At 66.7% G+C, this 25,476-nt stretch carries 20 protein-coding genes and 2 pseudogenes; 2 read left to right on the plus strand and 20 right to left on the minus strand.

Going from position 1 to position 25,476, the window contains the following annotated elements; genetic code table 11:
• Positions 1 to 85: 85 nt before the first annotated feature.
• From ACWCRJ_RS22180 to ACWCRJ_RS22200, 5 genes are all read right to left on the minus strand, one after another.
• Complete coding sequence (locus ACWCRJ_RS22180) at positions 86 to 862, minus strand: thioesterase II family protein (RefSeq protein WP_450940882.1); 777 nt, start codon at positions 860 to 862, stop codon at positions 86 to 88.
• Positions 855 to 1,340: a DUF2087 domain-containing protein gene (locus tag ACWCRJ_RS22185; protein WP_450940883.1), complete on the minus strand. Its 486-nt coding sequence runs from the start codon at positions 1,338 to 1,340 to the stop codon at positions 855 to 857. The genes ACWCRJ_RS22180 and ACWCRJ_RS22185 overlap by 8 nt, the downstream gene beginning before the upstream one ends.
• A complete protein-coding gene (locus ACWCRJ_RS22190) occupies positions 1,327 to 2,787 on the minus strand; it encodes a helix-turn-helix domain-containing protein (RefSeq protein WP_450940884.1) in 1,461 nt (486 codons plus the stop codon). Before ACWCRJ_RS22190 ends, ACWCRJ_RS22185 begins: the two co-directional genes overlap by 14 nt.
• 88 nt (positions 2,788 to 2,875) lie before the next feature.
• Positions 2,876 to 3,805, minus strand: coding sequence for a hypothetical protein (locus tag ACWCRJ_RS22195; RefSeq protein WP_450940885.1), 930 nt, complete (start codon positions 3,803 to 3,805; stop codon positions 2,876 to 2,878).
• Positions 3,806 to 3,846: 41 nt separating this feature from the next.
• The gene (locus tag ACWCRJ_RS22200; protein ID WP_450940886.1) at positions 3,847 to 4,005 is read right to left on the minus strand and encodes a hypothetical protein; all 159 of its coding nucleotides are present in this window, start codon (positions 4,003 to 4,005) and stop codon (positions 3,847 to 3,849) included.
• 88 nt (positions 4,006 to 4,093) lie between these two features.
• On the opposite strand from ACWCRJ_RS22200, the pseudogene ACWCRJ_RS22205 reads away from it, so the two are divergent.
• Positions 4,094 to 4,249 (plus strand): annotated as a pseudogene (locus ACWCRJ_RS22205) (IS1380 family transposase); the annotation flags it as partial.
• Between the two features lie 123 nt (positions 4,250 to 4,372).
• Here the strand turns inward: ACWCRJ_RS22205 and ACWCRJ_RS22210 are convergent.
• Genes ACWCRJ_RS22210 through ACWCRJ_RS22220 form a run of 3 tightly spaced genes read right to left on the minus strand, consistent with a single transcriptional unit; the run spans position 4,373 to position 5,972 of the window.
• Positions 4,373 to 5,047, minus strand: coding sequence for an ExeA family protein (locus tag ACWCRJ_RS22210; RefSeq protein ID WP_450940887.1), 675 nt, complete (start codon positions 5,045 to 5,047; stop codon positions 4,373 to 4,375).
• The gene (locus ACWCRJ_RS22215) at positions 5,044 to 5,193 is read right to left on the minus strand and encodes a hypothetical protein (RefSeq protein ID WP_450940888.1); all 150 of its coding nucleotides are present in this window, start codon (positions 5,191 to 5,193) and stop codon (positions 5,044 to 5,046) included. Before ACWCRJ_RS22215 ends, ACWCRJ_RS22210 begins: the two co-directional genes overlap by 4 nt.
• Positions 5,190 to 5,972, minus strand: coding sequence for a Mu transposase C-terminal domain-containing protein (locus ACWCRJ_RS22220; protein WP_450940889.1), 783 nt, complete (start codon positions 5,970 to 5,972; stop codon positions 5,190 to 5,192). The genes ACWCRJ_RS22215 and ACWCRJ_RS22220 overlap by 4 nt, the downstream gene beginning before the upstream one ends.
• Here ACWCRJ_RS22220 and ACWCRJ_RS22225 point away from each other — a divergent pair.
• A pseudogene (locus ACWCRJ_RS22225) lies at positions 5,971 to 6,135 on the plus strand (IS701 family transposase); the annotation flags it as partial. The gene ACWCRJ_RS22220 and the pseudogene ACWCRJ_RS22225 overlap by 2 nt on opposite strands.
• Positions 6,136 to 6,483: 348 nt before the next feature.
• Here the strand turns inward: ACWCRJ_RS22225 and ACWCRJ_RS22230 are convergent.
• The 12 genes from ACWCRJ_RS22230 to ACWCRJ_RS22285 form a co-directional block, all read right to left on the minus strand.
• On the minus strand, positions 6,484 to 7,563 hold the full coding sequence (locus ACWCRJ_RS22230; protein WP_450940890.1) for a cytochrome P450: 1,080 nt from the start codon (positions 7,561 to 7,563) through the stop codon (positions 6,484 to 6,486).
• Positions 7,564 to 7,590: 27 nt separating this feature from the next.
• Positions 7,591 to 9,243: a condensation domain-containing protein gene (locus tag ACWCRJ_RS22235; protein WP_450940891.1), complete on the minus strand. Its 1,653-nt coding sequence runs from the start codon at positions 9,241 to 9,243 to the stop codon at positions 7,591 to 7,593.
• Positions 9,240 to 10,481 (minus strand): condensation domain-containing protein, encoded by a 1,242-nt coding sequence (locus tag ACWCRJ_RS22240; RefSeq protein ID WP_450940892.1) that lies wholly within the window; start codon positions 10,479 to 10,481, stop codon positions 9,240 to 9,242. Before ACWCRJ_RS22240 ends, ACWCRJ_RS22235 begins: the two co-directional genes overlap by 4 nt.
• A 43-nt stretch (positions 10,482 to 10,524) precedes the next feature.
• Complete coding sequence (locus ACWCRJ_RS22245; protein ID WP_450940893.1) at positions 10,525 to 13,170, minus strand: amino acid adenylation domain-containing protein; 2,646 nt, start codon at positions 13,168 to 13,170, stop codon at positions 10,525 to 10,527.
• 3 nt (positions 13,171 to 13,173) lie between these two features.
• A complete protein-coding gene (locus tag ACWCRJ_RS22250; protein WP_450940894.1) occupies positions 13,174 to 14,244 on the minus strand; it encodes a class I SAM-dependent methyltransferase in 1,071 nt (356 codons plus the stop codon).
• 45 nt (positions 14,245 to 14,289) lie between these two features.
• Positions 14,290 to 15,240, minus strand: a complete 951-nt coding sequence (locus tag ACWCRJ_RS22255; protein ID WP_450940895.1) for a fatty acid desaturase — start codon at positions 15,238 to 15,240, stop codon at positions 14,290 to 14,292.
• On the minus strand, positions 15,237 to 15,443 hold the full coding sequence (locus ACWCRJ_RS22260; RefSeq protein ID WP_450940896.1) for an MbtH family protein: 207 nt from the start codon (positions 15,441 to 15,443) through the stop codon (positions 15,237 to 15,239). The genes ACWCRJ_RS22255 and ACWCRJ_RS22260 overlap by 4 nt, the downstream gene beginning before the upstream one ends.
• Before the next feature lie 138 nt (positions 15,444 to 15,581).
• Positions 15,582 to 17,087, minus strand: a complete 1,506-nt coding sequence (locus ACWCRJ_RS22265) for an AMP-binding protein (RefSeq protein ID WP_450940908.1) — start codon at positions 17,085 to 17,087, stop codon at positions 15,582 to 15,584.
• A gap of 387 nt (positions 17,088 to 17,474) precedes the next feature.
• Positions 17,475 to 18,704 carry a cytochrome P450 gene (locus tag ACWCRJ_RS22270; protein ID WP_450940897.1) on the minus strand — a complete coding sequence of 410 codons (1,230 nt, stop codon included), beginning with the start codon at positions 18,702 to 18,704 and terminating at the stop codon, positions 17,475 to 17,477.
• 50 nt (positions 18,705 to 18,754) lie between these two features.
• Positions 18,755 to 19,510 carry an aspartyl/asparaginyl beta-hydroxylase domain-containing protein gene (locus ACWCRJ_RS22275; RefSeq protein ID WP_450940898.1) on the minus strand — a complete coding sequence of 252 codons (756 nt, stop codon included), beginning with the start codon at positions 19,508 to 19,510 and terminating at the stop codon, positions 18,755 to 18,757.
• Positions 19,511 to 19,589: 79 nt separating this feature from the next.
• Complete coding sequence (locus ACWCRJ_RS22280) at positions 19,590 to 22,781, minus strand: non-ribosomal peptide synthetase (RefSeq protein WP_450940899.1); 3,192 nt, start codon at positions 22,779 to 22,781, stop codon at positions 19,590 to 19,592.
• Between the two features lie 30 nt (positions 22,782 to 22,811).
• Positions 22,812 to 25,247: an amino acid adenylation domain-containing protein gene (locus ACWCRJ_RS22285; RefSeq protein WP_450940900.1), complete on the minus strand. Its 2,436-nt coding sequence runs from the start codon at positions 25,245 to 25,247 to the stop codon at positions 22,812 to 22,814.
• Positions 25,248 to 25,476: the final 229 nt, after the last annotated feature.

Here is a 25,476-nt window from a genome sequence, read left to right on the forward strand (position 1 = left end):
CAGACAGGGAGCCGGCCGTTCTCCGGCGACCACCGGTAGACCGGGGCCGCGAGCCGCGGAAGCGGCTCCCGTTGAGTGGATGATGTCACGCTCGCAGTTCCCGTTCCTCACCCCGTGGCCGCCCGGATGCCATCGCGGCCACGATTTCCGAAGCGACGGCCGCCATGTTTGGCTCGTCCAGCAGATAGAAATGCCCCCCGGGAAAGACCTGCTCTCGTACCCCGACGGGAGCACGTGCAGTCCAGCCGGCGAGTTCCTCCGGCGCCACGATGAGGTCCGTACGCCCGCCGAGCACCGTCGGTGCGACTGGCAGCCTCCGCTCCGCGATCCACTCGGCGAGGCGATGCTCCAGAGCAAGGTCACAGCGCATCACCCGCAATACGTGCTCGCGCACCATGGGGTCGTTAAGGGCGTCGTCCGGAGTGCGCTCCCCGCGGCAAACGATGTCCAGGAGTTCTTCGTCCGTCAGGATCTCTGGGCGGCGGGCGGCGGGCGGGTCTCCGGGGTAGGCACTCAGCACGAGGCCTCCGCACAGATCCGGCGCCTGCACCGCGAGCGCGGCAGCGAAGACAGCGCCCATACTGTGTCCGAAGAAGAAGGTGGGCAGGCGTAGTAGTTCGGTCAACTCGCTGAGCACCTCACGCAAAACGCCGCCAGGATCGTCAGCGACCCCGGCACAGCTCTCGGCGAACCGCCGCTCGCGGCCTGGCAGGGTCACGCCCACCACCTCGACGGTCGGGGGCAACAGCCGCAGCAAGGGCAGGAGTGCGTTGGGCCCCGAACCGGAATGGGGCAGGACAACCAGCCGTGTCAGTCTCGTGCCGCTCGCGGGGCGAATCACCGAAGTCCAGCGCTCAGACATGGAAGTCAGCTCCGATGTCATCACGCAGCCAGTACATGCTGGCCTCCCGATCGAGCAGCTTGAGCTCAATCAGGTACCTGCGCAGCGCTACATGGTCCGTCCGGGCCCGCTCCGACCAGCGTCGCAGCACATCGTTGACCTCGTTCTCGGTGTAGCGGCGACTGGGCTCGAAGGAGTGTAGGGCGAGATGACGTAGCACGTCGCGTCGGCGCTGCAGCGTGCCTGGCAGGCTGGTTAGCCGGCCGTCCTGGGTATGGGAGCGGAGCAGGGCGTCGAGACGGGCATCGCCGGTCCTGAACTTTTCACGGGGCCTGGTCTCCTCTTGTGCACCGCGCGCGGCGACCGCCAGGCTTTCTGTACGCGCTCTCAGCCTGCCATCCGACTCCTCCACGAGACCGCCCGAGGCCAGTCGCCGCAGGTGGACGCCCGCCTCGGCGTCGCTCACACCCGCGGCCACCATCACCTCATGCCGCGTCATCGCGCCGAGTACCACTGCGCAGTAGACTCGCAGCCGTGCCGAATCGGCGAGCAGGCCGATAGCTGTCCGGGCTGTCGTCATGGTTCCCTCCCATGTCGCTTTCCAGCAGACCGATTCGTGTCCTGCCGAGCCTGTCCGACAGTGCCCGGATAGGGGCCCGCATCACCTGCATCACTACGAAGACCGGCTGCTGGGCCGAGGGCATTCTGCGGATCAGCCCGCACCGGAGATACGCGTGCACGGCCACAGCGGCTTCCAGGCAGCCGACCTCAAGTCCATCAGCGAACTGCTGCACCGTCCACGCCGGGCCCCAGCCCGCGAGATCCACCAGCAGAGCCTTCTGTTGGGGCGTCAGGGTCGCAAGTGCGTGCACCAGCGCCTGATCGACCCAGGATGTCTCACGGGATTCGGCATCAGCGGCCTGAGCGATCATATGAGGTTCAGAGCGGGCGAGTTGGACGAGATCAGCGGCCGAGGAGGTGACGAGCCAGGAGGCCGCCGCTTCCAGGGCCCGGGGCAGTCCGTCGAGCCGGGCGCAGATCTCCAGGATCTCCGGCTCAATCCTGTCGGACCAGTCGGTCCCGAATCCGACCTGGAGATCGGCGAGACGGTCGAGCAGAACAGCCACCGCGGGTCCGGCACCGTCGGCCGAGGGATGCTCGCCGGTGTCCGCGCCCGGCACCGGCAGAGGGTGGAGGGGTAGACGGAATCCGGGCCAGCGGGCTTCGCCCGCTGTCCTCGATGTCTGAAGAACAAGCAGGTTGCGGCACCCGTCGAGGAGCTTCTCAAGGGACTGTGGCGTGATCTGGTCCATGTCGTTGCCGTCAAGAACCAGGAGTACCTGCCGCTCACCGATCAGCCGTACGGCATCGTCCACCGCGCCGCCATGCGTCGAAAGCAGGTTATCGAGGCCGACGAGCGGCGGCTGGCAATGCCCTCGAGCCCGCTCGTCGGATCCCCCCGGATCCGGCAGAGTCCACCACAACACCGCAAGGCCGTCCTCGGCCCTCAGCACGAGCGCGGTCTCCAGCGCCAGCCGTGACTTGCCGACTCCGCCGAGTCCAGTGATTGCGACAAGTCGTTGCCGCTCGGTGCGATAGGCCCGCAGAATCCGAGCCAGCTCCACGTTCCGTCCGCGCAACGGGCGTGTGGCGGCCGGCAGGAGCGCCGGCAGTCTCTCGAACGCGATGTCGTACACGCGCTGCCCTGCGGCGAGTTGGAAGGCGACAAGCTGTTCGTCACCCAACCGCAGTGCGTCAGCGAGCAGCCGGATAGTCTCTCGCCGCGGGTTCCTGGCCTGCCCCAGCTCCAGGTTGCGTATGGCCCTTACGCTGACCGTGGAGAAGCCAGACAGCTCGCTCTGGGTGAATCCGCAGCGTCTACGGTACTGCTGCAGCAGTTCACCGAGCTGAGTCGTGCTGGGGAATTTCGTCATCTGGTTGACCATGGCATCTCCCTTAAAGGTCAGTCGTAGGAATTCCGGGGGCACGGCCTCGTATCCGCGCTGCACGAAGGACACCCGGTGATACGTCAGCTCAGATGTCCGTGATCCGGGCGATGACCGCACCGGTGAGCTCTTCGGAGAGCACGCCGAGAAAAGCCCCCACTATCTGCTCGATCCCGAATACATATGTTTCATTGACGACCAGCTCTCCGGTCCGGAGGTATGGGCTCAGGCACGCCTCCACTGTTTCTCGCGGTACGCCGAGCGGCTGCGGCCGGTAGGGGCGGACCACCGCGTCCGCGTAGGCTCCTTGCCCCACGTGGACGATCCGCCCGCCTGGCCTGCGCAGCGAGTTGGCCACCACAGATACGTGGTCCCGGTCTAGATCCACCCAGGCGGCGTCGATCTGTCCGGTGAGCGGTCCTGCCAGCCGGCCCAGCGCGGCCGACTCGAGGGTGTCGTAGACGTCGTCAAAGCCGTACACGTCGGTTGCGATACATGCGGAGTTTTCGCCCCTGACCCCCGCCAGTAGTTGTACGGCGCCGGTGAGCGTGGCCACTTGCCCGACCAGACTGCCCACGAGACGGACAGCGGAAGCCACGTACAGCACCTCGCCGGGCGACAGCTGGAGAGCCTCGTGCACGCTCTGCCAGGCCGTCATTCCGGGAGGACCGAATACGGAGAGATGCAGGGTGATCGGCAGGCCGGCGACGACATCGATGATCCGCACTCCTGGCTGCCCAGCCCACACCACGCTGTGTGTGCTCCACCCCGTGACGTGCTGGACCATCGCTCCTACGGGCAGTGCGCGCGTCCGTGACGCGATCACCCGCGCGATCGCGGCGCCGCCGAGAACCGGTGTGTGCAGGTACGACTCTCCGGCGGAGAGCGTACGCGCGTCCGCTTCGATCAGCAGATACACATTTTCCAACAGGGCGGATCCGGGGGTTAGCGGCGGAGCTTCAGACTCCACTATCCGGAACTGTTCCGCGTGTATCCGGCCGAACGGCCGCTCGATCATGTGGACACTTCGAATGATGGGCATGGGGGTGAGCGGGCCGCTCAGACTGGCGACGGATCGCGCGGGGTCACACTCTGGGCGGCCATGCTGCCGACGGTCGGCGAGTTCGGGGAGCTGTCCTCCCCCACCACCGCCACGATCGCCAGCAGAAACAGGCCGGCGATGCCTACCGCCGCACGCTTGATCGCAATGCTGTACATGGGACTCCTCAATCCGCACTTGCTGTCTGACGTGGTGATCATTGCGCGTCGTATTTCCCTGGCTGTTCCCTCCACGTTCCCCCACAGCGCCGGGACGGCGGCTCCGGACGTGAGTGGGCAGGTGATCGTGGGCATCGCCGGGGTACTCGTGCTGGCGCACTCCGAGAAGCAGGACGCCACCGCGACCTGGAAGAAGACATTCGGGCACCACCCGCTGATGGCCTTCGTCGACCACGGAAGCGGTGTGTTGAGCGACTCTGAAGATGTGCATGAAGTCGACGTGCTGGTTGTCGACGGAGTGGTGTGAAAGGACCCCGGCGGCCGTCAGGCCGCCGGGGTCTTCGTGGTCATGGTGTCGCTTTCGTGGTCACTCTGTCGCGTGTGTCTCGGTGATGGCGAGGTGAGTGGAGGACTCGTCGACGATGCTCTTCTCGTCGGTGAACGCGGCGATGAGGGACTGCAGGGCGATGTTGTTGACCGAGCGGGGCAGGCCGCGGCTGGTGAGGTGGATCAGGTCGACGGCGTCGTCGGAGAACAGCGGGTCGGACCGGCCGGCGATCGTCAGGTGGTGCTTGATGTAGCTGGCCGTCTCCTCCTTCGTCATGGTGGGCATCTGGTAGCTGATCGCGATCCGCTGGTCCAGGGCCGCGAGGACGCCGTGCTTCATCCGCTTCCGCAGAGTGGGTTGGCCGATCAGCAACACCGCGAACGGCGTCGTGGAGTCCATGCCGTACTTGGTGAATATGCGGATCGCGTCCAGCTCGTGGTGGTCCAGGAGGTGCGACTCGTCGATCACGACTGCGGGGGTGCGACGACCCCGCTCGTCGACCTCCGCGGCCAGCGCGGCAGACGCCTGGGCTGCGAGAGCGGCGGACTGGTATTTCGGGGTGCCGCCCAGGCTGGTGACGATGCGGTCATAGAGGCCGCGCATCCCGACCTCCGGGTTGGGCTGGTAGATCACGGTGAAGCGGGCCGCCGGGTCCATCGAGGCGACGGCGCCCTTGAGGGCGACGGTCTTGCCCGCGCGGACCTCGCCGGTCACGACGCCGATCGCCCGGTTGTTGATGCACCACGCGATGCGGGCCGCGGCTTCGCGGTGGAGTTGTGCTGGTGGAGCATCGAGGGGGCCAGGTCCCGGCCGAAGGGGACGCGGGTGAATCCGTAGTAGCCCTGGACGCGGTCGATCATGACTGTCCCCTCGAATCGTCCATCAGGGACGAGTAGTTGATGCCCTTCCCGGTGTTCGCGGCGTGCGTCTCGTCGAGGATCTTGAGGTAGTCGATCCCGGTCGACGGCGCCGGCTCAGCCTGCGTCTCTGGTCTCGCCTTCGGGTGGGCATGACGGCCGACGTGGTGCGGGAGGGCCTTGCCCACCGTCTTGCCCAAGGCCCTCACCTCGATGTCGGTCAGGTCGAACGGGTCGAAGACCAGCTCGATCCTCATCCCGGCCAGCGATGGGTCTACTCCGTAGGAGTTGCCGTGCAGGCTGATCGTCGCGGTCTTCGTCACGGTGCGGAACTCCGACCACAAAAACACCTCCCGCAGGTCCGCCGTGGACGGCAGGGGCAGCGGCTTGGGAATCGAAGAAAGCCAGCGTTCGATCGGCGCCTGCCCGGTCTCCGAGTGCACCGCGCGGTGATAGACCGTCTCCACCCACGCGATGAAAAGCCTGTTCAGCTCGGTGAGATGCGTGATTTCACCAACCCACCTGTCATCCAGCTCGACCAGGAACTGGTCACGAACGGTGCGGAATAATCGTTCGATATTGCCCCGGCCCTGCGGCCGTCCCGGGCGTGAGTGGGTCAGCCGGATCGCGAGCGACGCGCAGGCCCGCAAGAGCCACGTGTCCACGAAGGCACTCCCGTTGTCGACGTAGATCGACTCAGGGACGCGGCGGGCCGACAGCGCCGGCCGCAAGGCCGCGGCAAGCCGGACGGTGTCCTCGGCGAACCCGAACCGGTGCCCCATGCTTGCGCACGCCTTTCTCGCGGTGACGGCGGCGCAGGCGGCGGCAGAGGGGGCTGCAGAAACGGTTCCACCCTGGTTCCGCTCACCGTGGCGGAAGTCCGCCGGCTGCTGGCAGTTGGCCTCGCGCACCGACCCTGCCCGCCGCTTCGTATCCACGCAATGAGCTGGTCACGGTGGCGGCGCAGGCGTCAGGCCGTCGCCAGACACTGCCACTACCGACGACGATGCCACTCGTTGGAGGGGCGGTCCGGCAAGACCGCCCCTGACACGCCATCAGCCCACTACACTCCCCACGACGCCTCTGACCAGGCCAGATAGCGAACCGCTGCTGGAGTACGAGCCCGTGTCCAAGATCAAGGGGCAAGGCCCGACTCCTGAAGATCACCAACAGTCACGGCATTGGGTCTGAAGTCACGGTCTCGTCAGCCGCCTCGATGGTCCGCAGCGCGGGCGGCATCATTTCTGACTATCCCGTTCCGCCTATCCCATACCATATGCACGGAACGATAGATCAAAGCTCGATGCGAAGGTGCGAGAAACCGCGGTAAGTACGGTTCCTGCTCCACTTCATTTCACCGACCCGGGCCGTCGGAAAGCGCTGGCAAAATAGGGAGAGGAGCGTCGAAGCCTCCATTCTGGCTAGCGTGGCGCCCATGCAGTAATGCATGGAGTGGCCGAAGGCGAGATGGTCAGGCCGAGCGCTGTCCGGGACGTGCGCAGCCGGGCGATCCGGACGGGCCGCTCCAGTCGCGAAGGGGTCGTTCCCGGTCAGTGACACGAGGACGAGGTCTCCGGCGGCGACGGGACAGCCGGCCACCTTCAGGTCTGTGACCGCAGTGCGTGCCACATGGCCTAGTGGCGGGTACAGCTCCAACACCCGCTCGATAAGGGAGTCGGTCGCGGCTCCCGCGTCCGGGTCATTCACAAGCGCAATCAGATTGTTCTCCAGTACGTACCAAAGGCAAAGCCCGATTAGCGAGGCAGTCGTCTCAAGGCCCCCGAAAAGCACCATGGAGCAGGTGGCGAGGCGGTCCCTGTCGTCGCCCACAGCCAGGTTCCAGATGCTGTCCTCGTCATCCACGCTGCTAAGCGCCTGGCCCATCTCGTGAAGGGCCTGTTGTGCGCGCACCGCGAAGTCCCTGCGGTACGAGGCGGCGAGGAAGTCCGCCAGAGCTGCGGCCCACTCGTGCAGCCGCTCCACGGGCACGTCGTGGAGCCCAAGGAGGTGGGCCATAGTGCGGGCGGAGATCACGTTGGCCAGGCAGGTGACCGCGTCTTGGGTGCCGCCCTCTGGGAACTCGTCGACGGCGCGCGCCACGATGTCGCGAATCTCATCCTGGACCCTGCGCATCCTGCCGGGTGAGAACATGCGTTGGACAGCGCGCCGGCCCGTTGTGTGCGCTTCTCCGTCGAGCAGCACGAACCACCGGCCTATGACGTCCAGCAGCTCAGCACACTCCTCGTGCATGTCAGGGGGCAGGTAGATACCCTTCTCGGCGGTGCGCGACGAGAGCCCGGGGTGCCCGAGGGCCACCTGGGCCGTGAAGCGGTCGGCGATCACCCACGAGCCGAGTTCGGCGTAGTAGCGCATGGGGGTAGCTGAGGTCTGTTGCATCCCCTATTCCTCCGTTCCCACTCGGGAGTCCGGGTGCTCGGCCACCCGAGCCAGCAGCCGCACGAAGTCACTTACCAACGCCTCGGCCGTGGCCCGATCGAACCGGTCCGTCGCGTATTCGAGCACCCCGACAATGCCCCGGTGGGATCCGTCGCCGCGCGGCACCTCGTCCAAGTAGAGGCCGAGGTCGAACTTAGCCACGGGAGTGGGTGCCAACCCAGCGATGCCTCGCAGTCCCGGTGCCTTGAGCGCGGCGGAGCCGCGACCCCCGAAGCCCAGCACTACCTGAAACAAGGGGTGCTGCCCCGCCGACCGCTTCGGATTCAGCGCCTCAACCAGTTGGTCGAAGGGGACATCCTGGTGTGCGTACGCCTCCAAGTCGACGGCGCGCACACGCTCCAGCAGCTCCCCGAACGTCGGGTCCCCCGAGGTGTCCGTGCGCAGCACAAGCATGTTCACGAAGAAGCCAACCAAGCCGTCGAGAGACTCGTCCCCGCGCCCCGCCACGGGCGTGCCGATCGGGATGTCCTCGCCGGCTCCGGAACGGGTGAGTACCAGGGCCAAGGCAGCTTGGAGGACCATGAAGAGGGTGGCGCCGCGCGCTTGGGCCAGCTGCGCGAGTCGCTCGTGCACCGAGCCCTCGACAACGACGTCGACAGCATCGCCCTTATAATTGGGGACGGCGAGGCGCGGGCGGTCCGCCGGCAGCTCGACCCGTTCCGGGAGCCCGTCTAGCGCCCTCTGCCAGTAGGCGATCTGCCGTGACATGCGGCTGACCGGGTCGCTTGCCTTACCTAGTGCATCGCGCTGCCAGAGTGCGTAGTCCGCGTACTGCACGGGCAGCGGCTCCCACGCTGGAGCCAACCCCTCCAGCCTGGCCAAGTAGGCCTGGGTCAGGTCTCGCATCAGGGGCCGCAGGGACCAGCCGTCACCCGAGATGTGGTGCAGGAGGAACAGCAGGACATGTTCGTCGGGTTCGTCCTGGACGGTGAACAGCCAGGTCCGCAGGGGCACATCGGTCATGATGTCGATGACCTCCTGCGCGGCGTCGGCGATGGCCGAATCTAATTCCGCCCGTTCGCACGACACGTTGAGTAGAGCGGGGCGCGCCGTCTTGGCGGGCAGCACCTGCTGGTAGGGCACCCCGAGCTCTTCGGGGTACAAGGTGCGCAGGGACTCGTGGCGTTCTACCAGGTCGCCAAGCGCCATCTCAAGAGCTTCGGTATCGACACGGCCCGTCAGCCGCACGGTGAGGGGCATGTTATAGGTGGCGCTCGCCCCCTGGAGCAGCGACAGATACCAGAGACCCTGCTGTGTGAAGGACAGCGGCACCCGCTCCGGGCGGACACCGCGCTCCGGTGTGGTGGGCGGCGGTGCCGCCGGGGAGGTCTCAGCCACAGCCTCTGCCAGGGCGCGGGCAACGCCACGCACCGTTGGGGCAGTGAACATGGTACGGATGTTCAGCTCCATCCCGAGGACCGCCCGGACCCTGCTGATCAACCGCATGGCCGACAGCGAGTCGCCGTCGAGATCGAAAAAGTCCTCGTCGGTCTCGACCTGTGGCAGGTCGAGCACCTCAGCGAACAAACCGCTCAGGACCTCTTCCAGATGTCGCTCGACGGCGGACGGGTATGCGGTGTTTGGCGAGGAACTCACGTAAGACCCTTCGTTTCTGACCTCAGCAGGCGCGTGAGGCTCGAACGGAACCTGCTGACGCAGACTGCTGCCTGTTCTGCGGTGAAGGAGTCTGCCGAGACCTGGAGGACACCGCGGATATTCCCGACCGATTTCCATCGGAACTCCCACTGCGCTGGGAAGATGGCCCACTTGGGAGTAATCGGCCGCAGCACGGTGCGCACCCCGGAGAGGCGCAGGCGTGGCGCCTCGTTATCGGCGTTGACCACGTGCAGGAAGAGCGGGGCGTTCCCAGGCCTGCGCCGGATGCCAGCCGCTTTGAGGACACGGGAGTAGGGAACATCCTTGTGAGCGAGCGCCCCGCTGATCGCCTCCGCGTGCGCTTGGACCAGCTCCCTGCTCGTCGCCCCGTCCTGCCATCCGGTGCGCACCGCAAGAGTGGTGAGCAGGGGCCCCATGGTTGCCTGGAGTGCGTACGTGTCGCGTTGTACGGCTGGGAGCCCGACCGTGGAGGAGCGCTTCGCATCGTTCCTTGTGCCGGAATCCACGACGGCCAGGCTGACAGCGGTCAAGAGCACCGCGGTCGGCGATACTCGTGCGCTACGAGCCAGTTCCCGAACTCCCCGGGTGACCGCAGCATCGAGTTCCAGTTCTGTTTCGACGAGAATGCCCCGTGCAGCCGGGGCCGGCGGATCGACGCGTGGGTGGGGCTGCGGTCGTACGCCCTCCAGCTGAGCTCGCCACCAGGTGGCGTCCCAGTTCTGGTCCTGCTCCTCGGCCGCGTGGTCGAAGAAATCCGGCGCCAGCGGCCGTGCCTCGGGCTCGGTGCGGCGACGCAGGGCGCCGTACGCGGATCCGAGTTCGTCCAACAGCATTGCGAGGGACCAGCTGTCGCCCGCGACATGGTGCACGCAGAGGCCGAAGTAGTGGCGCTCAGGTGACGCGGACACGAGCTTGGCCCGCACAGGGCCCTGGGCCCGTAGGTCCATGGGCTGTTCCCACAGCCGGGACAGGGAGGTCGGGGTTGCTCCGTCCGGACACCGCTCAACGGCTGTATCAAGCAGGGGCAGTGGTGCGGAGTCCGGAATGGCCTGGCCGTCCGCGTATGTGGAGCTGAGCACCGGATGCCGACGGATGACGCTGTGCAGCGCCGTCTCCAGGGCTGCGGCGTCGACCGCCCCTCTGATCTCGAAGCACAGCGGCATGTTGTAGACGGGCAGTGCTCCGATGGACTCGTGGGCCAGCATGGACTGCTGCATGTCCGAGAGCCGTCTGCTTCGCTGCGGAATGACGGACACTGCGTCACACGCCCATCGGCTGGGTCGCCTCGGCGACCCAGACCGCGAAGGTCGGGGCACGCAGGCAGCTGTCCGGGGCTATGTGGATGCCGGTCTCCTCGCGGACGCGGCCGCAGATGCGCAGCGCCGTCAGAGAGTGTCCGCCGAGAGCGATAAAGTCGTCGTCATCCGTGACCGCGTCGACCTTGAGGATCCGGCGCCAGATCTCGCGTAGCCGGTCCGGGGTGCTTCCCGTCCCCGTAGTATCCGCCTCGGTGTCGCGGAGGGGCGCCGGAGGCTCGGGGAGGCCGAGCTTGGAGACCTTGCCGTTGGGCAGGCGGGGCAGCTCCTCCAGGAAGACGATCTGTTCCGGGCACATGGCCGGCGGCAGTGCGTTCGTCAGGTAGGCCCGAACGGCGCGCGTGGTGAGCAGGGTGTCAGGCTCCCCGGCGGTAGCCACCACTGGGGCAGCGGACCGGGCGGCTCCGTCGGCCCTGCGTGTCGCGTAGACGTAGGTGACATCGGCGTCGGTCCCGACGCACCAGTCGTTGACCTCGTTCACCTCGAAACCGGCGTCGGCCAGCAGAGTTTTGATCTCCGCACCGACCACGCTCGCGCGCTCGACTTCCAGGCACACCTGGCGGACCCGGGACCAGTGCTCAGGTCGAACGCCCCGCAGGACTTCGAGTTCCGCCCCTTCGGTGTTGATCTTGAGTAGGTCTACCCGGTCGAGACCGTGCTCCTCGAAGAGGGTCGACAGGGTTGTGGTCTCGACGGTGTGCGAGGTGGCGGCGAGTCGGCTCTCGGCGGCCACGAGAAGGGACGACAGCTCTTCATCGGCCAGGTCGCCGTCGCCGATGACGGTATTCCGGTAGTGCGACTGGACCAGTCCGGCCGCGGCTCGCTCCCGGCCGGTGCCGAGCCCGGACAGGTAGGTGAGCTGCGGGAAGGATGTCAGCTCCTCGCTCCCGATGCGGTCCGTCAGCGCCACGGGGACGACCTCGCTCGCCACGGAGTGCAGTTCGAGGTTGGAGCGGAGGAAGGGCAAAACGTCCGGATTGGGCTCGACCGAGAGCAGTCGGACGCCGTCGGCCTGCTTATGGGCCCACAGGGAGAACAGCCCGATGTTGGCGCCGACGTCAACAACCACAGCGCCCTCGCCGAGGTAGACGCCGAAGCGGGAGTACTCGTCCTCCTCGAAGATCTGACGGTGGAGAAAGAGCGCCTCGTCAGCGGAGGGCGCGGCAACGGCCAGGCCGCCGGGCAGCTGGAAGCGCTGGATGCCGTCGACGACGGGCGCGTGGCTCCGCTTCGCAGCGACGTAGGCGACCAGGCGCACGCCGCTCTCCTCGTCGGGTACGGCGACGACCGCCGCGTCCTGGACCATCGGGTGCCGGCGCAGGGTGGCCCCGACCTCGCCGGGTTCCACGCGAATGCCCCGGACCTTCACCTGGTCGTCGACGCGCCCGCAGAACTCCAAGTAGCCGGCGGCGGCCCGGCGTACGAGGTCGCCGGTGCGGTAGATCCGGCCGACCGGACCGAACGGGTCGGGCAGGAAGCGCTCCCGGGTTCGTTCGTCGTCGCCCAAGTATCCCGCCGCCACCGGAGTGCCACCGATCCACAGCTCTCCGGTCTGGCCGTCGGCGACCGGGGTCATATCCTCGTCCAGCACGTGGAGTTCGGCTCCGGCGACCGCGCGGCCAATAGGTGCGATGGCGCCGTAGAACTCCTCCGAGGTGTCCCAGTACGTGACGCTGACCGAGCACTCGGTGGGGCCGTACTGGTTGAACAGGTCGCACAGCGGCAGCGTCTTGCGGAAGCGGCTAACCATGTCCATGTCCAAGGCCTCACCGCCACAAAAGACCCGGCGGAGGTCGTCACAGAACTCCAGGTCGACTTCCTCCAGCATGTGCCGAAGCATCGAGGGCACGAAGTGCGCCGTGGTGATCCCGGCGTCCTGGATGAGCCGGATCAGGCCGCGGCTATCGAACTGCAGCCCCGGCGGAGCAAGGACCAGCGTGCCACCCGCGATGAGCGGCGAGAAGATCTCGTGCAAAGAGGCGTCGAAGGCGATCGAAGCCTTGTGTAGGACCCGGTCGGAAGCAGCGATGCCGTACCGCTCGTGGCCCCAGGCCAAGCGGTTGGACAGGCCGCCGTGCTGGAGCACGACGCCCTTGGGCTTCCCGGTCGACCCGGAGGTGAAGAGGATCAGGGCCGGGTCCTGCGCGTCCGCGCGGGCTAGCCGGGACACAGTGCCCGGCACGGGGGATGCGGCAGTGGGGTCCGGACTGTCGACGTCGACCCAGCGGCTGGGCCGCAGCAGCTCGTCAGCGTGTCGGCTCGCGCGGTTGCGCAGGATGATGCGGGGATCGGCGGCCTCGATAATCTGGTCGATGCGCTCGGCCGGGTACTCCGGGTCGAGCGGCACGCCGACCGCGCCCACGGTCAGAGTCGCCAGCAGGGAGGTCACGTAGTCGGCCGAACGCAGGAAGTAGAGCCCCACGTGGTCGCCAGCGCCTACGCCGGATCGGGCAAGTAGAGCGGCGGTCTCATCCACTCGGCGCCACAGGGCCTGGTAGCCCAGTTCGCCGTCGGCACTGACGATCGCCGTGCGCTCATCGCCGAGCGTGCCCGACGCTTTGAGCAGGTCGAGGAGGTTCGAGTGGGTCATGGCTCAGACTGCCTTCTGAGCGACGGCGACGATAGATGCGCGCGGAACCTCGGCGACGAAGGAGCCACCCGCCTCGCGGATGCGCGGAACAGCGGGGAAGTCAACGGTGTGGCCCAGCCCCGCCAGGTACCCGGTGTGATCGAAGACCTCCTCCAGCAAACTCCAGGCCTTCAGGACGCCCAGCTCTTCGAAGAATCGGGAGACCCCGTACATATTGCCGATGTAGTCGCACATGGCCACCCGTGCGGCCTCCTGGGAGTCGGCCCGGACGATCAGCGGGTCATACACGTCGAGCACCTGCGCCGGCGTGGCGGACTCGGCGAAGAGGCGTACGAGCCCGTCGCGCGTGAAGTGGGGGTAGTCGTGCCCGCCGGGCGACCACTGGTGGACTACTTGTGTGAAGAACCGGGCCATCGGGCTGGCCTCGTCGAAGTCGTGGAGCACGACCCGTCCGCCGGGCCGGACCGCCCGAAGCGCCTCCCGAACCGCGGCCGGGCGGTCCTGACTGGCGATATGGTGGGTGCCGTAGGCGAGGAGGACCGCGTCCACCGAACCTTCACACACAAAGAGAAAGTCCGCCGCCTGCCTGACGGCGGGCAGGCCCTGGGTCAGCGCCTCCTTGATCATTTCCCCGGAGATGTCCGAAGTCAGCATGGTTATCCCCGAGGTGGCCTTGCCGCCCAGTTCCGCGACGGCGCGGGCCAGGGTCCCGTCCCCGCCGAGGATGTCGAGCACCACGGCTGGACCCTCCGGGGCGCACAGCCCCAGCAGCTGCTCGACGCCTGTCCAGCGGACCGACGCGTCCCTCTGCGCAATTCGGTACGAGTTTCCACGGCCGGTCTCGTCGGTGTCGAACTCCGTGACCGTCCGTTCCAGAACTGCCAGGGCAAGCTCGGACCCCGACCGCCCGAAGTCGACCACCGAGCGCAGGAGCGCGCTGTCGGCGACGACGTCGTTCCGGTAAGCATCGAGCGACAGGGACGGCAGGTAGCGCACGGTCCCCAGGGAATCCTGGGGGTACGCCGTGTACGCCGCCTTGGCGGGGGCAGTGAGCATCGCAGCGTTGCCTTTCATGAAGTCTGTGGTCCTGGGCCTGATGAGCTGCGGCGTCCGGGAGGGTTACCCCTGGCCCCCGGTACGACGGCGCGGTTCCGCGTTGGCCAGCACCTCGCGGATCACCGCGCGGTAGAAGGTCCAGTAGCTGCGGTCGACGAACTTGGCGAATTCCTTCACCTCGTCGTGGCGTTCACGCAGCTGGCTGATCGGCACCGTCATCGCAGCGTGGTGTTCGACGTGCAAGTTATTGCCGTTGGTCAGCCACGTGCTGAACCAGCTGCCGCTGATGGAGCGGGTGTTGAGCAGCACGTCGGTGGTGTCGTTCTCGCACTTGATGTGCTCGGGTAGTTCGACGAGGAAGTGCATCGGAGTCGCGACGAGCAGCAGGGGCGCCACCCACAGCTCCAGCACCAGCACACCGTGGCCTGCGGCGCTGGCCACCACCGCGGCGCCGGCGAGGATGGCCATCAGGCGGTACTCGATCACGCTATTGCGGCGAAGCCGCTCGGACACCTGGCCGTTGCCGTACTGCCAAGTGCCCCGCCAACTGCGGTAGCTCTCGGCGGCTACTGTGCCCAGCCGCTGGTAGTCGAACAGGGCCCGGAGCATGACCCCCAGAGTCAGTGGCTGGCGCGTGTCGAAGCCGAAGAATTCGGTGTCGTGGTCAGTTCCCAAGAAACGGTGGTGCTGCAGGTGCCGAATCCGGTAGTGGCTATACGCGACGAGCATCGGCAGGCCCAGTACGACGCCGACCGCGCGGTGCAGCCCGACCGTCAGAAATGCGGAATGATGCAGGCACTGGTGTTGGAGTTCGACCATATGAGTATAGAGAATTCCCAGCAGAAGAATACCTGCCATTACCAGAAAAGGATTCTGTGTCAGCACCAGGAGAGCGCCGGCCGCGCCCATCGCCAGGGCTATGGCAAGTTTTGCGACGAAGGCCCCCTGGTCGCGCGCGGTAACGCGGGAACGCTCGAAGATGCGCTGCGGTGTGCCTGTTGTCACCTCGCTCACCCGGCCGACCGCGCCAGGCTCGCCGGCCGCAGATCGGTCCAGCTCTTCTCTATGTGGTCGAGGCAGCGCTGTCTGGAATCAGGCCCGAACGTCGACTCCCAACCCACTGGAACGGCGCGCGTCACGGGCCACAGGGAGTGCTGGCCCTCGGAGTTCACCAAGACGAGAAAAACACCCTCTTCATCGTCGAATGGATTCACCATTTCATCCCCTTCTCGCAATCTCCTGGAATACCCCAAGCCTAGAGAGAAAGGAAGCCCAGATCAGGCACCATAGGCGGTGGCTTACCGGCAGTTGGGAGGCGTCATCAGCCTCGCCCGCCAACGTGCGGGCCTCGCGCATCAGAACAGAATGCACGCATTGCGGTCGAACTTCCCATTCGCATTGAGCGGTAGCGCGGGACGGTGGACGAAGCGTTTGGGGATCATGTGGGAAGGCAGGTGCGCCCGCAGACGGGCGCGGATCTCTGCGGGCGCTGCCTCTTCGCCGCTGTACACCGCCGTCAGCCGGTAATCCCCCGAGGCCCCCGGCACGGCGACGACCACAACGTCCCCCAGCCCGCCCCAAATCCGGACGGCCGACTCGACGTCACCCAGTTCCAGTCGCTGACCCATGATCTTGATCTGTTGGTCGAGTCTGCCGAGATGGACGAGCTGCCCGTCTTCCAGTCCTACCCGGTCCCCAGTGCGGTACCAGGCGTCTGTACTCGGCGTCTGCGGCCGGCAGTCCGGACGGGGCTCCACGAAGCGGCCCTGGTTGTCCGCCGGGTCAAGGTAGCCGTCGAACCGCTGCGGTCCCCGTACCTGGAGCTCGCCCGTATCTGAGTCGATCTGGTGTTCGAGATGCCGGTAGATGGTGCCGATGGGCACCGTCCCGTTGGACGTGGTCGGCCAGCGCGATGGGTCGCCCGGCAGTTCGTACGCCGTCACGGTCACCGAGAGCTCGGTCGGCCCGTACAGGTTCTCGACCGTGCTCCCTGGTGCCGCGTCCTTCCAGGCCTGAGCCTGCTCCAGGGTCAGCTGCTCGCCGGCGAACAGACTCCGGCGTAGCGAGGGCATGCTGCCCGGTGTCAGCAAGCCCCCCATCCGGACGAGCGAGATGATCGACGGTACGGAGTACCAGTGGGTGATCGCGTTGTCGGCCACGAAGGAGGCCGGGTCGAGGAGTTCCTCGATGGTGGGCACCACAAGCGCCGCCCCGCCACCCCAGGCGACAAACATGTCGAACACCGAGGGGTCGAAGGTCAGGCCGAAAGTCTGCGAGAGCCGACACCCAGGCCCCACGTCGTAGTGGGCGATGTTGTGGCGGAGGAACGCGTCGAGATTGCGGTGCCGGATGGGCACGCCCTTGGGCATGCCTGTGGATCCCGAGGTGAACAGGATGTAGGCGGTGTCGTCGGGATCACCCGGTTCCCCCGCGAGGGTCGACGCCGGACCCCGCTCCTGCAGAGCCCGTCCCACGTCATCGGCGCCGATGCGCACGACCGGGATCCCTGTTCCGTCCGCGAACGAGGCATCCCCCCCGGCATCGGCCAGGACGGCGTCCAGACCGGCGATGTCAAGGATCTTCCGGTTGCGCTCAGCCGGGTACGCCTCGTTGAGCGGCACGACGGTGGCTCCGGCCAACAGGGTGCCGAGATAGCCCGCGTAGGACGCCACGCTGCGCGAAGCCAAGAGCCCGACGCGCCTCACCCGGGGACCCGCCCCCGTCACGCGGCCCGCGACGTCCCGAGAGACCGCGTCCAGTTCGGCGTAGGTGAGGCTCTGCCCGTCGATAACCAGCGCAGGCTCGTCGGGCACCCGACGGACGCTGTCCGTGAACCAGGCATGCAGTGTCTTGGCAGTCACGGTGATGAGACCCCTTCCGCGGGCATGTCCCGCATCGTCCGCAGCAGTGAGAAAACGACGAAGAGCGCGGCACTCCAGGTTCCCCACACACAAATCCACAGCGTGGTGCGCAGGCCCAGCCTGCTTCCAGGGTTGCCACCGAACAGTGCCCCGATCAGGAAGCCGGACAGGTCCACATGAAGGCAGCGTTGACCCGCCCGAGCAGGTGGGTGGGGGTGATCTGATGCTGGTACGAGGGCGCCGCGATGTTGCAGAGGCCGACGATCATCAACTTCCGCTGATCGACCCGGTCGGCGAGGATTCAGGCGGGCAGCGATCAAGAGCACGGGCCCGGCGGACGGCACAGAAGCAGTCACCGAGTCGTTCCCTCTATCGGTCCTTGCGGACTCATCCGGGAAGCAGCTGGACACGCAGGTGCTTGAACCCGCTGATGACCGTGGACGCGAGCCGCACCGGCGGCTCGATCATGGCGGCGGAGCCCACCCGTTCGCACAGCTCGTCGAGGAACAAGCGCAGCTCCATGGTGGCCAAGGAGGCCCCCAGACAGTAGTGCGGGCCCGATCCGAGCGCCAGGTGCGGGTTGTCCATACGGGCGATGTCGAATCGGTCGGCATCCACGAACACGCGCTCGTCCCGGTTGGCCGAGAAGTGCCAGATCGCCACATCCTGGCCGGCCTTGATCTTCTGGCCGTGCAGTTCCACGTCGCACTCCGCCCGGCGCAGCACGTGCTGGCTAGGCGACACGTACCGCAGAACCTCTGCGACCGCGGTGTTCAGCAGGCCCCGGTCCGCGCGCAGCCGCTGCCACTGCTCCGGGTGCTCGATGAGGGCGATCAGTGAGCCAACGGCGCCGTGCCGGGTGGTCTCGTTCCCGCCCAGCAGCAGCAGGTCGAAGAAGAGCATGGCGCTCTCCTCATCCAACAGCCCCCTGTCCTGTGCTTCGACCAGAGAGGTCACGATGTCCTCCCGCGGCGAAGCCCGGCGCTGGCTCATCAGGTCCTGGCAGTACAGCAGCAGCTGCGCGTGAGCTGCGGCGGCACTGGCACGAGCGCTCGGGGAAGTCTGCAGGTCCTGGTCGGCCGATCCGAACGCGGCCGTGGTCAGGCGCAGCAACAGCACCCAATCCTCCTGCGGTACGCCGAGCAGCGCCGCGATCGAGGCGACGGGCAGCAGCGCGACGGTGTCGACGAAGTCGACCTCGCCCTGCTCCAGAGCCTCGTCGAGCGACTGCCGGATCACCGACCGTATGTACGGCTCCAGCCTGGCAACCGCGCGCGGCGTAAAGGCCCGGTTGACCAGTTGCCGCAGCTCGTTGTGGCGGGGCCCGTCGGTGTGGGTGAGCATCCGGCCCGAACCCTCGTCCCCGGTCCATCGCTGCGCACCGAGCGTGTTGGTGCCGGCCGAGCTAAAGGTGGCTCCGTCCTTCTGCACCGCGAGGCAGTCCTCGTATCGCGTGACCGACCAGAAGCCAGGCTCGGACTGCTCCGGGTTCCAGTGCACCGGGGCATAGTCGCGCAGGAGCCGGAACACCCGATGGTGCCCCGGGTCTGAAAATAGCTGAGGATCTGCGAGATCGATCTGGTCGAGCGCCGCCTTGGCGGAGTAGGTCAACGTCACAGGTGCCCCTTATGAGAATCAGGTCTACCAATCGCGTGGCAGGGTCGTGTTCAGGCGGTCATCATCTTCTGGATCTCGGTCATGAGTACGGTCAGAGCCGCCCGCTCGGGCACCGTGGTGTTGGGGTGCCACAGGTCGGCGAGCAGACAGGTCCGCGTACGGTCTCCGCGGTTCCACGCCTCGTGCTCGAAGGAGTAGTCGAAGAGCAGGGTCCTGCCCTCCTCCCAGGTCCGGGTCTCCTCGGCCACTCTGATTCCGGCGCCCTCCGGAATGTCGATGGCGAGATGCAGGTTGATGCTGAAGTTCCACAAGTCGCAGTGCGGCTTGATGGCCCCGCCGGGCAGTAGCGTCGAGAAATGCGATTCGAGGAGCGGGCAGATCACACCCGTGTCAACTGCGTTCTCGCTGAGCACCTTGTAGGCCGTCGGGGCTAGCGGCTGAGAGTTCGCCACCAGTTCGCCGTCGCGGTAGAGGTAGAGTGCTTGCCAATCGCGCTGGCGGGCGAGGTAGTGCTCGTAGTCCGTGAAGCTCGTCCGGCGCTGCGCCCAGGCCTGCTCCTGTTCCGCCTTGATCTGTGGATGGTTCTCTTCGAGCGCCACGACCAAGGGCAGCAGCTCCGGATAGGCGTACGGGTCGTGCCACGGCTGCTGTGGGATACCGGGCAGTACCCACTTGGCCGCCTGCTGCAGGGGGTGGCGGAGGTCGGTCCGGCGGCGCGGCTCCAGCATCTCTTCGACTCGGTCCAGCGAGTCCGTCCCGTACCGCGCTTTCAGGGCCGCGAAATGGCCGTCGATCTCCGGTGTCATTACTCTCCTGACTGAGCGGGTCTGTCCTGCATGAAAGTGGGTGGGTGCCGCATTACCGCACCCACCCCGTGACCGTCGATCACGTCGTGCGGCGTACCAACTTGGGTCGCTCGGCCCCGGCGCTCGGCTCCTGCTCCAGACTCGCGACCACGCCGGCGACAGTGGGGTTGTCGAAGAGCTTCATCAGATTGGCCTCGGCGCCCAGGACAGCGCGGATCCGGTTCACCAGGCGGGTCGCGAGCAGCGAGTGCCCGCCGAGCTCGAAGAAGTTGTCGTCCAAGGACACCGACTCGATTTTGAGGATCTCGGCGAACAGTCCGGCAACCGCCCTCTCCCGCTCGGTGGTCGCGGCCCGGCCGGCAGACAGCGATCCGTAGTCCGGGACCGGCAGAGCGCGCTTGTCGAGCTTGGCATTGCGGTTCAGCGGCAGCACGTCCAGGGGGACGAAGGCGGCCGGCACCATGTAGTCAGGTAGTACCAGCGCCAGTTCAGCACGCAGTGCGGCCACGTCCACCGTGTGGCCCTTCTCCGGGACAACGTAGGCAACCAAGCGCTTGTCGCCCAGTACGTCCTCGCGGAGGATCACAGCGGAGTCCGCCACCGTGGAGTGGGCGTGGACGGCCGTCTCGATCTCGCCCAGCTCGATGCGGAAGCCGCGCAGCTTGATCTGATCGTCGGAGCGACCGGCGAAGTGCAGAGAGCCGTCAGTCGTCCAGCGGGCCAGGTCGCCACTGCGGTACATGCGCTCGCCGGGCGCGCCGTACGGGTTGGCGACGAACCGCTCCGCGGTCAGCGCCGCACGCCCTACATAGCCGCGGCCGAGGTTTGCGCCCGCGAGGTAGAGCTCGCCCAGCACACCCGGTGGCACCGGGTTGAGCTGTTCGTCGAGCACGTGCATCTGGGTGTTGTGGACGGGGCGGCCGATGCTGGCACTCTCGTAGTCGGCCAGCGCGCAGCCGGACGCTTCGACGCAGAATTCGCTGGGCCCGTAGTAATTGAAGACGGTGGTGGTCTGTGCGGTGCGCAGTTCGCTCCACAACGCCTGGCTGACAGCCTCTCCGCCGAGCATCAGCGTCCGCAGCGGGGTGTCGCCGTCCAGCAGGCCCTCGGCGAGCAGTTGTTGCGCGTAGCTCGGAGTCACGTCGATCTGAGCGACACCGTGGCGCACGATGTAGTCGACCATACGGGCGGGGTCGCGGCGGGTCGGCTCGTCCAGCAGGTGGAGCTCATGACCGGCGATCATGGCCAGCACGCCCTCCCAGGACGTGTCGAAGGCGAGCGAGGCCGAAAGAGATACCCGTCGGCGGTCCTGGGGGCCAGTGGGCTGCGGGAACGTGACGCCGGTGTGGTATTGCCACAGATTGGTCAGGGCGCGGTGGAGCACTGTCACGCCCTTGGGCCGCCCGGTGGACCCGGATGTGTAGATCACATACGCGGCGTGATCAAGGCTGAGCGGCACAGGACGGTCCGCGTCGGTCGGGTTGTGCTCCGGCTGGTCTTGCTGCCTGTGCTCGGTAACCAGGGTCGGTAGCCGTACGGCAGTACGTATGCCGACCGAGATGTCCTCAGTAGTGACGAGCACCGCAGGACGGGCTTCAGCGAGGACGGTGCGGATCCGCTCGGCCGGACTCTGTGGGTCGATCGGGGTGTAGACGCCGCCCGCCTTGATGACCGCGAGCCAGACGACGATCGCCTCGGCGGTCCTCGGCAGGGCGACGGCCACCAAGTCGTCGGCCACGATGCCGAGTGCCAGCAGGTGGTGGGCGAAACGGTTCACCCAGGCGTTGAGTTCGCGGTAGGTGAGCCGGATGTCGCCTGCCACGAGGGCAAGCGCGTCGGGTGTGGCGGCCGCCCGTTCCTCGAAGATCATGCCGATGGTCTTGTCCGGCAGCTCCGAGGCTGTCTCGGTCCGCTGCTGCAGCGTGTCGCGCTCGGCCGGAGTAAGGATATCGACGGTCGCGAGATCGCTGTCCGGCTCGGCTGCCAGTTGTCCGAGGTAGCTGACGAACCGCTCCACGAGAGTGGCCGCGGTGCCTTCGTCGAACAGGTCCGCCGCGTACTCGAGGGTGCCGGCGATCCCCATTGGGGTGCCGTCCGGCGCCTTCTGCTCCACGAGGACGAAGGACAGGTCGAACTTCGAGAGTGCCATCTTGAACAGCTCGACCTGCGTGTGCACGCCAGCCAGCTCCAGCTCCAGTGCGCCGCCGTGCAATTCGAGGCCGACCTGGAAGAGGGGGTGTCGAGATCGGGTGCGAAGGGGGTTGAGTTCCTCCACGATCCGCTCGAAGGGTAGGTCCTGGTGTTCGTACGCCTCCAGGCTGGCTTCCCGTACCCGCTGAATCAGCTCCCGGAACGTCGGCCGGCCGGACACGTCGGTGCGCAGCACCTGGGTGTTGATGAAGAGGCCGACGAGATCGTCGAGCGCGTTGTCGGTACGGCCAGCGATGGCCGTACCCAGGGGGATGTCGGTACCGGCGCCCAGACGGAAGAGCAGCGCCGAGATAGCGGACTGCGCCACCATGAACAGGGTGCTGTGCGTCTGCCGGGCTACGTCCGTGAGTCCGGTGTGGACCATCGGGGTGATGCGGAAGCCGATCTCCCTGCCGCGGTAGCTCGCAGCCTGCGGGCGCGGCCGGTCCAGGGGCAAATCCAACTCGTCCGGGAGCCCCTCCAGGGAGTCCCGCCAGAACTGCAGCTGCCGACAGACGAGGCTCTGCGGATCGGCCTCGCTGCCGAGCAGTTCACGCTGCCACAGGGTGTAGTCGGAGTACCGCACCGGCAGCGGTTCCCACACCGGCGCCCGGCCGTCGGCTCGCGCGGCGTACGCCTGACCGAGGTCCCGCAGCAGTGGCGTCATCGACCATCCATCGCAAACGATGTGGTGCAGAACCAGCGCCAGCACCTGCTCGTCCTCAGCTATCCGCAGCAGGTGTGCCCGGACCGGCGGGATACCTCCGTCCAGGTCGAAGGGCAGCTCCGCCAGTTCGCGCAGTACGGAGTCGGCCTTCTCCGGGTCGACATCACGCCGCTCCAGCACCAGCCTGGCCTCATCTGCCGGAAGGACGCGCTGGCATGGCTCGCCGTCCGCCTCGCCGAACACGGTACGCAGGCTCTCATGCCGACTGATGACATCGGCGAGAGCTGTCTCCAGGGCAGCGATGTCCGGCGCGCCAGACATTCGAATCACAACGGGGACGTTGTAGGTGTGGCTCGGTCCTTCAAGCCGGTTGAAGAACCACAACCGCTGCTGGGCGAATGACAACGGAAACATGCTTACCACTCCAATTCGAGAAATTAGCTGTCAAGACGACCGGCGGACCAGTCTCGGACGTGCGACTGTGGCCCCATCGCCCCGCTCGAGGCTCGCCGCGAGTCCTCCGACCGTCGGGGTATCGAGGATCTGCCGAAGCTGGAACTCCTTTCCGAGCGCGCACCGGAGACGGCTCCAAAGCTGGCTCGCGAGCAGTGAATGACCACCGAGGTCAAAGAAGTTGTCGTCCAGGGTCACCGAGGGCAGCCCGAGTACCTCGGCAAATACGGCGGCCACCGTTACCTCCGTCGCTGTGCGAGGGGGGCGGGACTGCGCCCCCATCGAAGCCTGGGCGACGACGGGAAGCAGCTCAGCCAGCGCGGCTCGGTCGATCTTCTGGTTGCGATTCAGCGGCATCTCGTCAACCTGCGTGAACTCAGCAGGCACCATGTGGGCGGGGAGCTCTTTGAGTAGCTGGGCACGGAGCACCTCCCCGCTCACGGGCTCGTCGGCGGTGACGTAGGCACAGAGCACGGACAGGCCCGTGTCACGGCGGCGCAGCAGGACCACAGCTTCACGAACCCCAGGCAGCTGCGTCAACTGAGCTTCAATCTCGGGCAGTTCGACGCGGAAGCCTCGGATCTTGACCTGGTGGTCGCTGCGGCCGAGGACCTCCAGCTGACCGCTTTCGCTCCAGAGCGCGCGGTCACCGGTGCGGTAGAGCCGCTCGGGCTCTTCCCCGAGTCCGCCGTACACGAAGGCGGCAGCGTCGAGCTCGGGACGGTTGAGATACCCGTCGCAAAGGCCGTCGCCACCGACGTACAACTCGCCGGGTACACCGAAGGGCTGCGGGTTTCCATCTCGGTCCAGGACGTACGCCGTGGACCGGGCGATCGGGCGACCGATCGGCACCCTGACTTTGTACCCCGTGGTGATGGAATGGGCCGTGGAGAAAGTGGTGTTCTCCGTAGGCCCGTAGCCATTGACGAACTCGCTGCCAGGGCAGGCGTCGATCGCCTTGGCCACGTGCATCGCTGAGAGGTTGTCGCCCCCGATGAGCACCTGGCATCCCGCCAGAACGGAGGGTTCCTGCTCCACGACTCGGTGGAACAGGGCCGTGGTCAGGAAGAGGGTATCGGCCCGGTGCCGCTTGAGGGCGGCACCGAGGCCAGCCGCGCTTATGACCTCCTCGTTCGGGACGAGGGCGACGGTCCCACCGTTGAGTAGTGCTCCCCAGAACTCGAAGGTGGTGGCGTCGAAGGCGACGGCGCCCGTCTGCAGGATCCGGGTATCGGAAGAAAGGCGCACATAGTCGGTGTTCTTGACCAGCCGGACAACCGCGCGCTGATTTACCAGCACGCCCTTCGGCCGACCGGTGGTACCGGACGTATACATCACGTACGCAGCGTCCAACGGGCCGATGGTCGGGTCCGGCAGCTCCTGGTGCGCGGTGTCAGCGATCACATACGACTGCGTCAGGTCAAGGACGGGAACATCTACAGCCGGCACCGGACCCTCGGACAACAGAAGGCAGGCGCCGCTGTCGGCAAGCAGGAAGGCGCGTCGCTTTTCCGGGATGTCAGCGGCGATGGGCACGTAGGACGCGCCCAGGCGAAGAATGGCCAGGAGAGTGATGAAAAGTCGCGGGGTCTTGCCCAGGAGGAACGCGACTCGGTCGTGCGGACGCACGCCTCGGGCGTGCAGCGCCAGGGCTAGATCTCTGGCCTGATCTCGCAACTCCCCGTATGTCAAGTTGCCGTCGTCGTGGCTGACCGCCTCACGGTCGGGGTGAGCGGCGGCCTGCTCGGCGAAGAGCGAGTAGATGGAGCTTTCACTCGGATACGGCTGCCGGCTGCTACCCCTGCCCAGTTCCCGCAACCTGGTTCGCTCAGGTTCAGTCAGCAGCTGGAGGCCGGCGATCGTCGCATCCGGCTCAGCATCCAATTGTCGGAAGATGTTGACGAGATGGGCCAGCAGTCGATCCGCGAAGCCGGATCCGTAAACGTGCTCATGGCAGTCCACATGCAATGCGGTCCGCCGCCCGGGCCGGGACTCGATGGAAAGGGATAGGTCGAATCCGTTTCGTCCGCCGACGGGTCCGTCCAGGACGCACTGCAGCGTCGCCGGCGCAGCGCCGGGATACGAGGCAGACGCCGGGGTCAAGCCGACGAGCGCTTCCGCGACTTCCTCGCGCACCTTCCGTACTGTCTTTGACGGCGGCATGGCGACGGAGAGGGCGCTACTCCGGTCGCCCATAGACCACGAGGAACGTCGCACGCCGATGCGGAAGGCTTCACTGTTGCTGTATTTTCGACCCAGGACCAGTGCCGCCGCAGGCAACAAATCGGCTGCCCGATGCTCGTACTCCTCTGGCAGGAAAACGGTGCGCCGCAATGTCCGGCATTCTCCTCGCAGCGAGCACGAACCGCCGAGCGGGAAGACGGACGCCATCTCTTCGTTGTCGGAAAGCACTTCTGCAACAGCCATGGTCTCGGGTTCCGTTCGCTCGTCCCGCACCGGCGGAAGGGGACACACCAACCAGCCTAGGGATCGGCATCCCCATTGGTCGGCAGCTGTTCGGCAGCAGACCGGCAGCTCAAGGAGGGGGCCGGACCATTACCGAGGATGATCCTTTGGAGTGGCCACCCTGGTAGTGGATCTTGATGGTCCAGGGAGGGATGTCCAGGTGGGGCGCAAGTCTCCGTATCCGGAGGAG

The organism is Streptomyces sp. NPDC002324 (genome assembly GCF_053593335.1).

What these genes read in the sequence shown, in the direction of transcription:
- ACWCRJ_RS22180 (WP_450940882.1), bottom strand. Translation starts at nt 862, where the DNA reads ATGTCTGAGCGCTGGACTTCGGTGATTCGCCCCGCGAGCGGCACGAGA.
- ACWCRJ_RS22185 (WP_450940883.1), bottom strand. Translation starts at nt 1,340, where the DNA reads ATGACGCGGCATGAGGTGATGGTGGCCGCGGGTGTGAGCGACGCCGAG.
- ACWCRJ_RS22190 (WP_450940884.1), bottom strand. Translation starts at nt 2,787, where the DNA reads ATGGTCAACCAGATGACGAAATTCCCCAGCACGACTCAGCTCGGTGAA.
- ACWCRJ_RS22195 (WP_450940885.1), bottom strand. Translation starts at nt 3,805, where the DNA reads ATGATCGAGCGGCCGTTCGGCCGGATACACGCGGAACAGTTCCGGATA.
- ACWCRJ_RS22200 (WP_450940886.1), bottom strand. Translation starts at nt 4,005, where the DNA reads ATGTACAGCATTGCGATCAAGCGTGCGGCGGTAGGCATCGCCGGCCTG.
- ACWCRJ_RS22215 (WP_450940888.1), bottom strand. Translation starts at nt 5,193, where the DNA reads ATGATCGACCGCGTCCAGGGCTACTACGGATTCACCCGCGTCCCCTTC.
- ACWCRJ_RS22220 (WP_450940889.1), bottom strand. Translation starts at nt 5,972, where the DNA reads ATGGGGCACCGGTTCGGGTTCGCCGAGGACACCGTCCGGCTTGCCGCG.
- ACWCRJ_RS22230 (WP_450940890.1), bottom strand. Translation starts at nt 7,563, where the DNA reads ATGCGCTACTACGCCGAACTCGGCTCGTGGGTGATCGCCGACCGCTTC.
- ACWCRJ_RS22240 (WP_450940892.1), bottom strand. Translation starts at nt 10,481, where the DNA reads ATGCAGCAGTCCATGCTGGCCCACGAGTCCATCGGAGCACTGCCCGTC.
- ACWCRJ_RS22245 (WP_450940893.1), bottom strand. Translation starts at nt 13,170, where the DNA reads ATGACCCACTCGAACCTCCTCGACCTGCTCAAAGCGTCGGGCACGCTC.
- ACWCRJ_RS22250 (WP_450940894.1), bottom strand. Translation starts at nt 14,244, where the DNA reads ATGAAAGGCAACGCTGCGATGCTCACTGCCCCCGCCAAGGCGGCGTAC.
- ACWCRJ_RS22260 (WP_450940896.1), bottom strand. Translation starts at nt 15,443, where the DNA reads ATGGTGAATCCATTCGACGATGAAGAGGGTGTTTTTCTCGTCTTGGTG.
- ACWCRJ_RS22275 (WP_450940898.1), bottom strand. Translation starts at nt 19,510, where the DNA reads ATGACACCGGAGATCGACGGCCATTTCGCGGCCCTGAAAGCGCGGTAC.
- ACWCRJ_RS22280 (WP_450940899.1), bottom strand. Translation starts at nt 22,781, where the DNA reads ATGTTTCCGTTGTCATTCGCCCAGCAGCGGTTGTGGTTCTTCAACCGG.
- ACWCRJ_RS22285 (WP_450940900.1), bottom strand. Translation starts at nt 25,247, where the DNA reads ATGGCTGTTGCAGAAGTGCTTTCCGACAACGAAGAGATGGCGTCCGTC.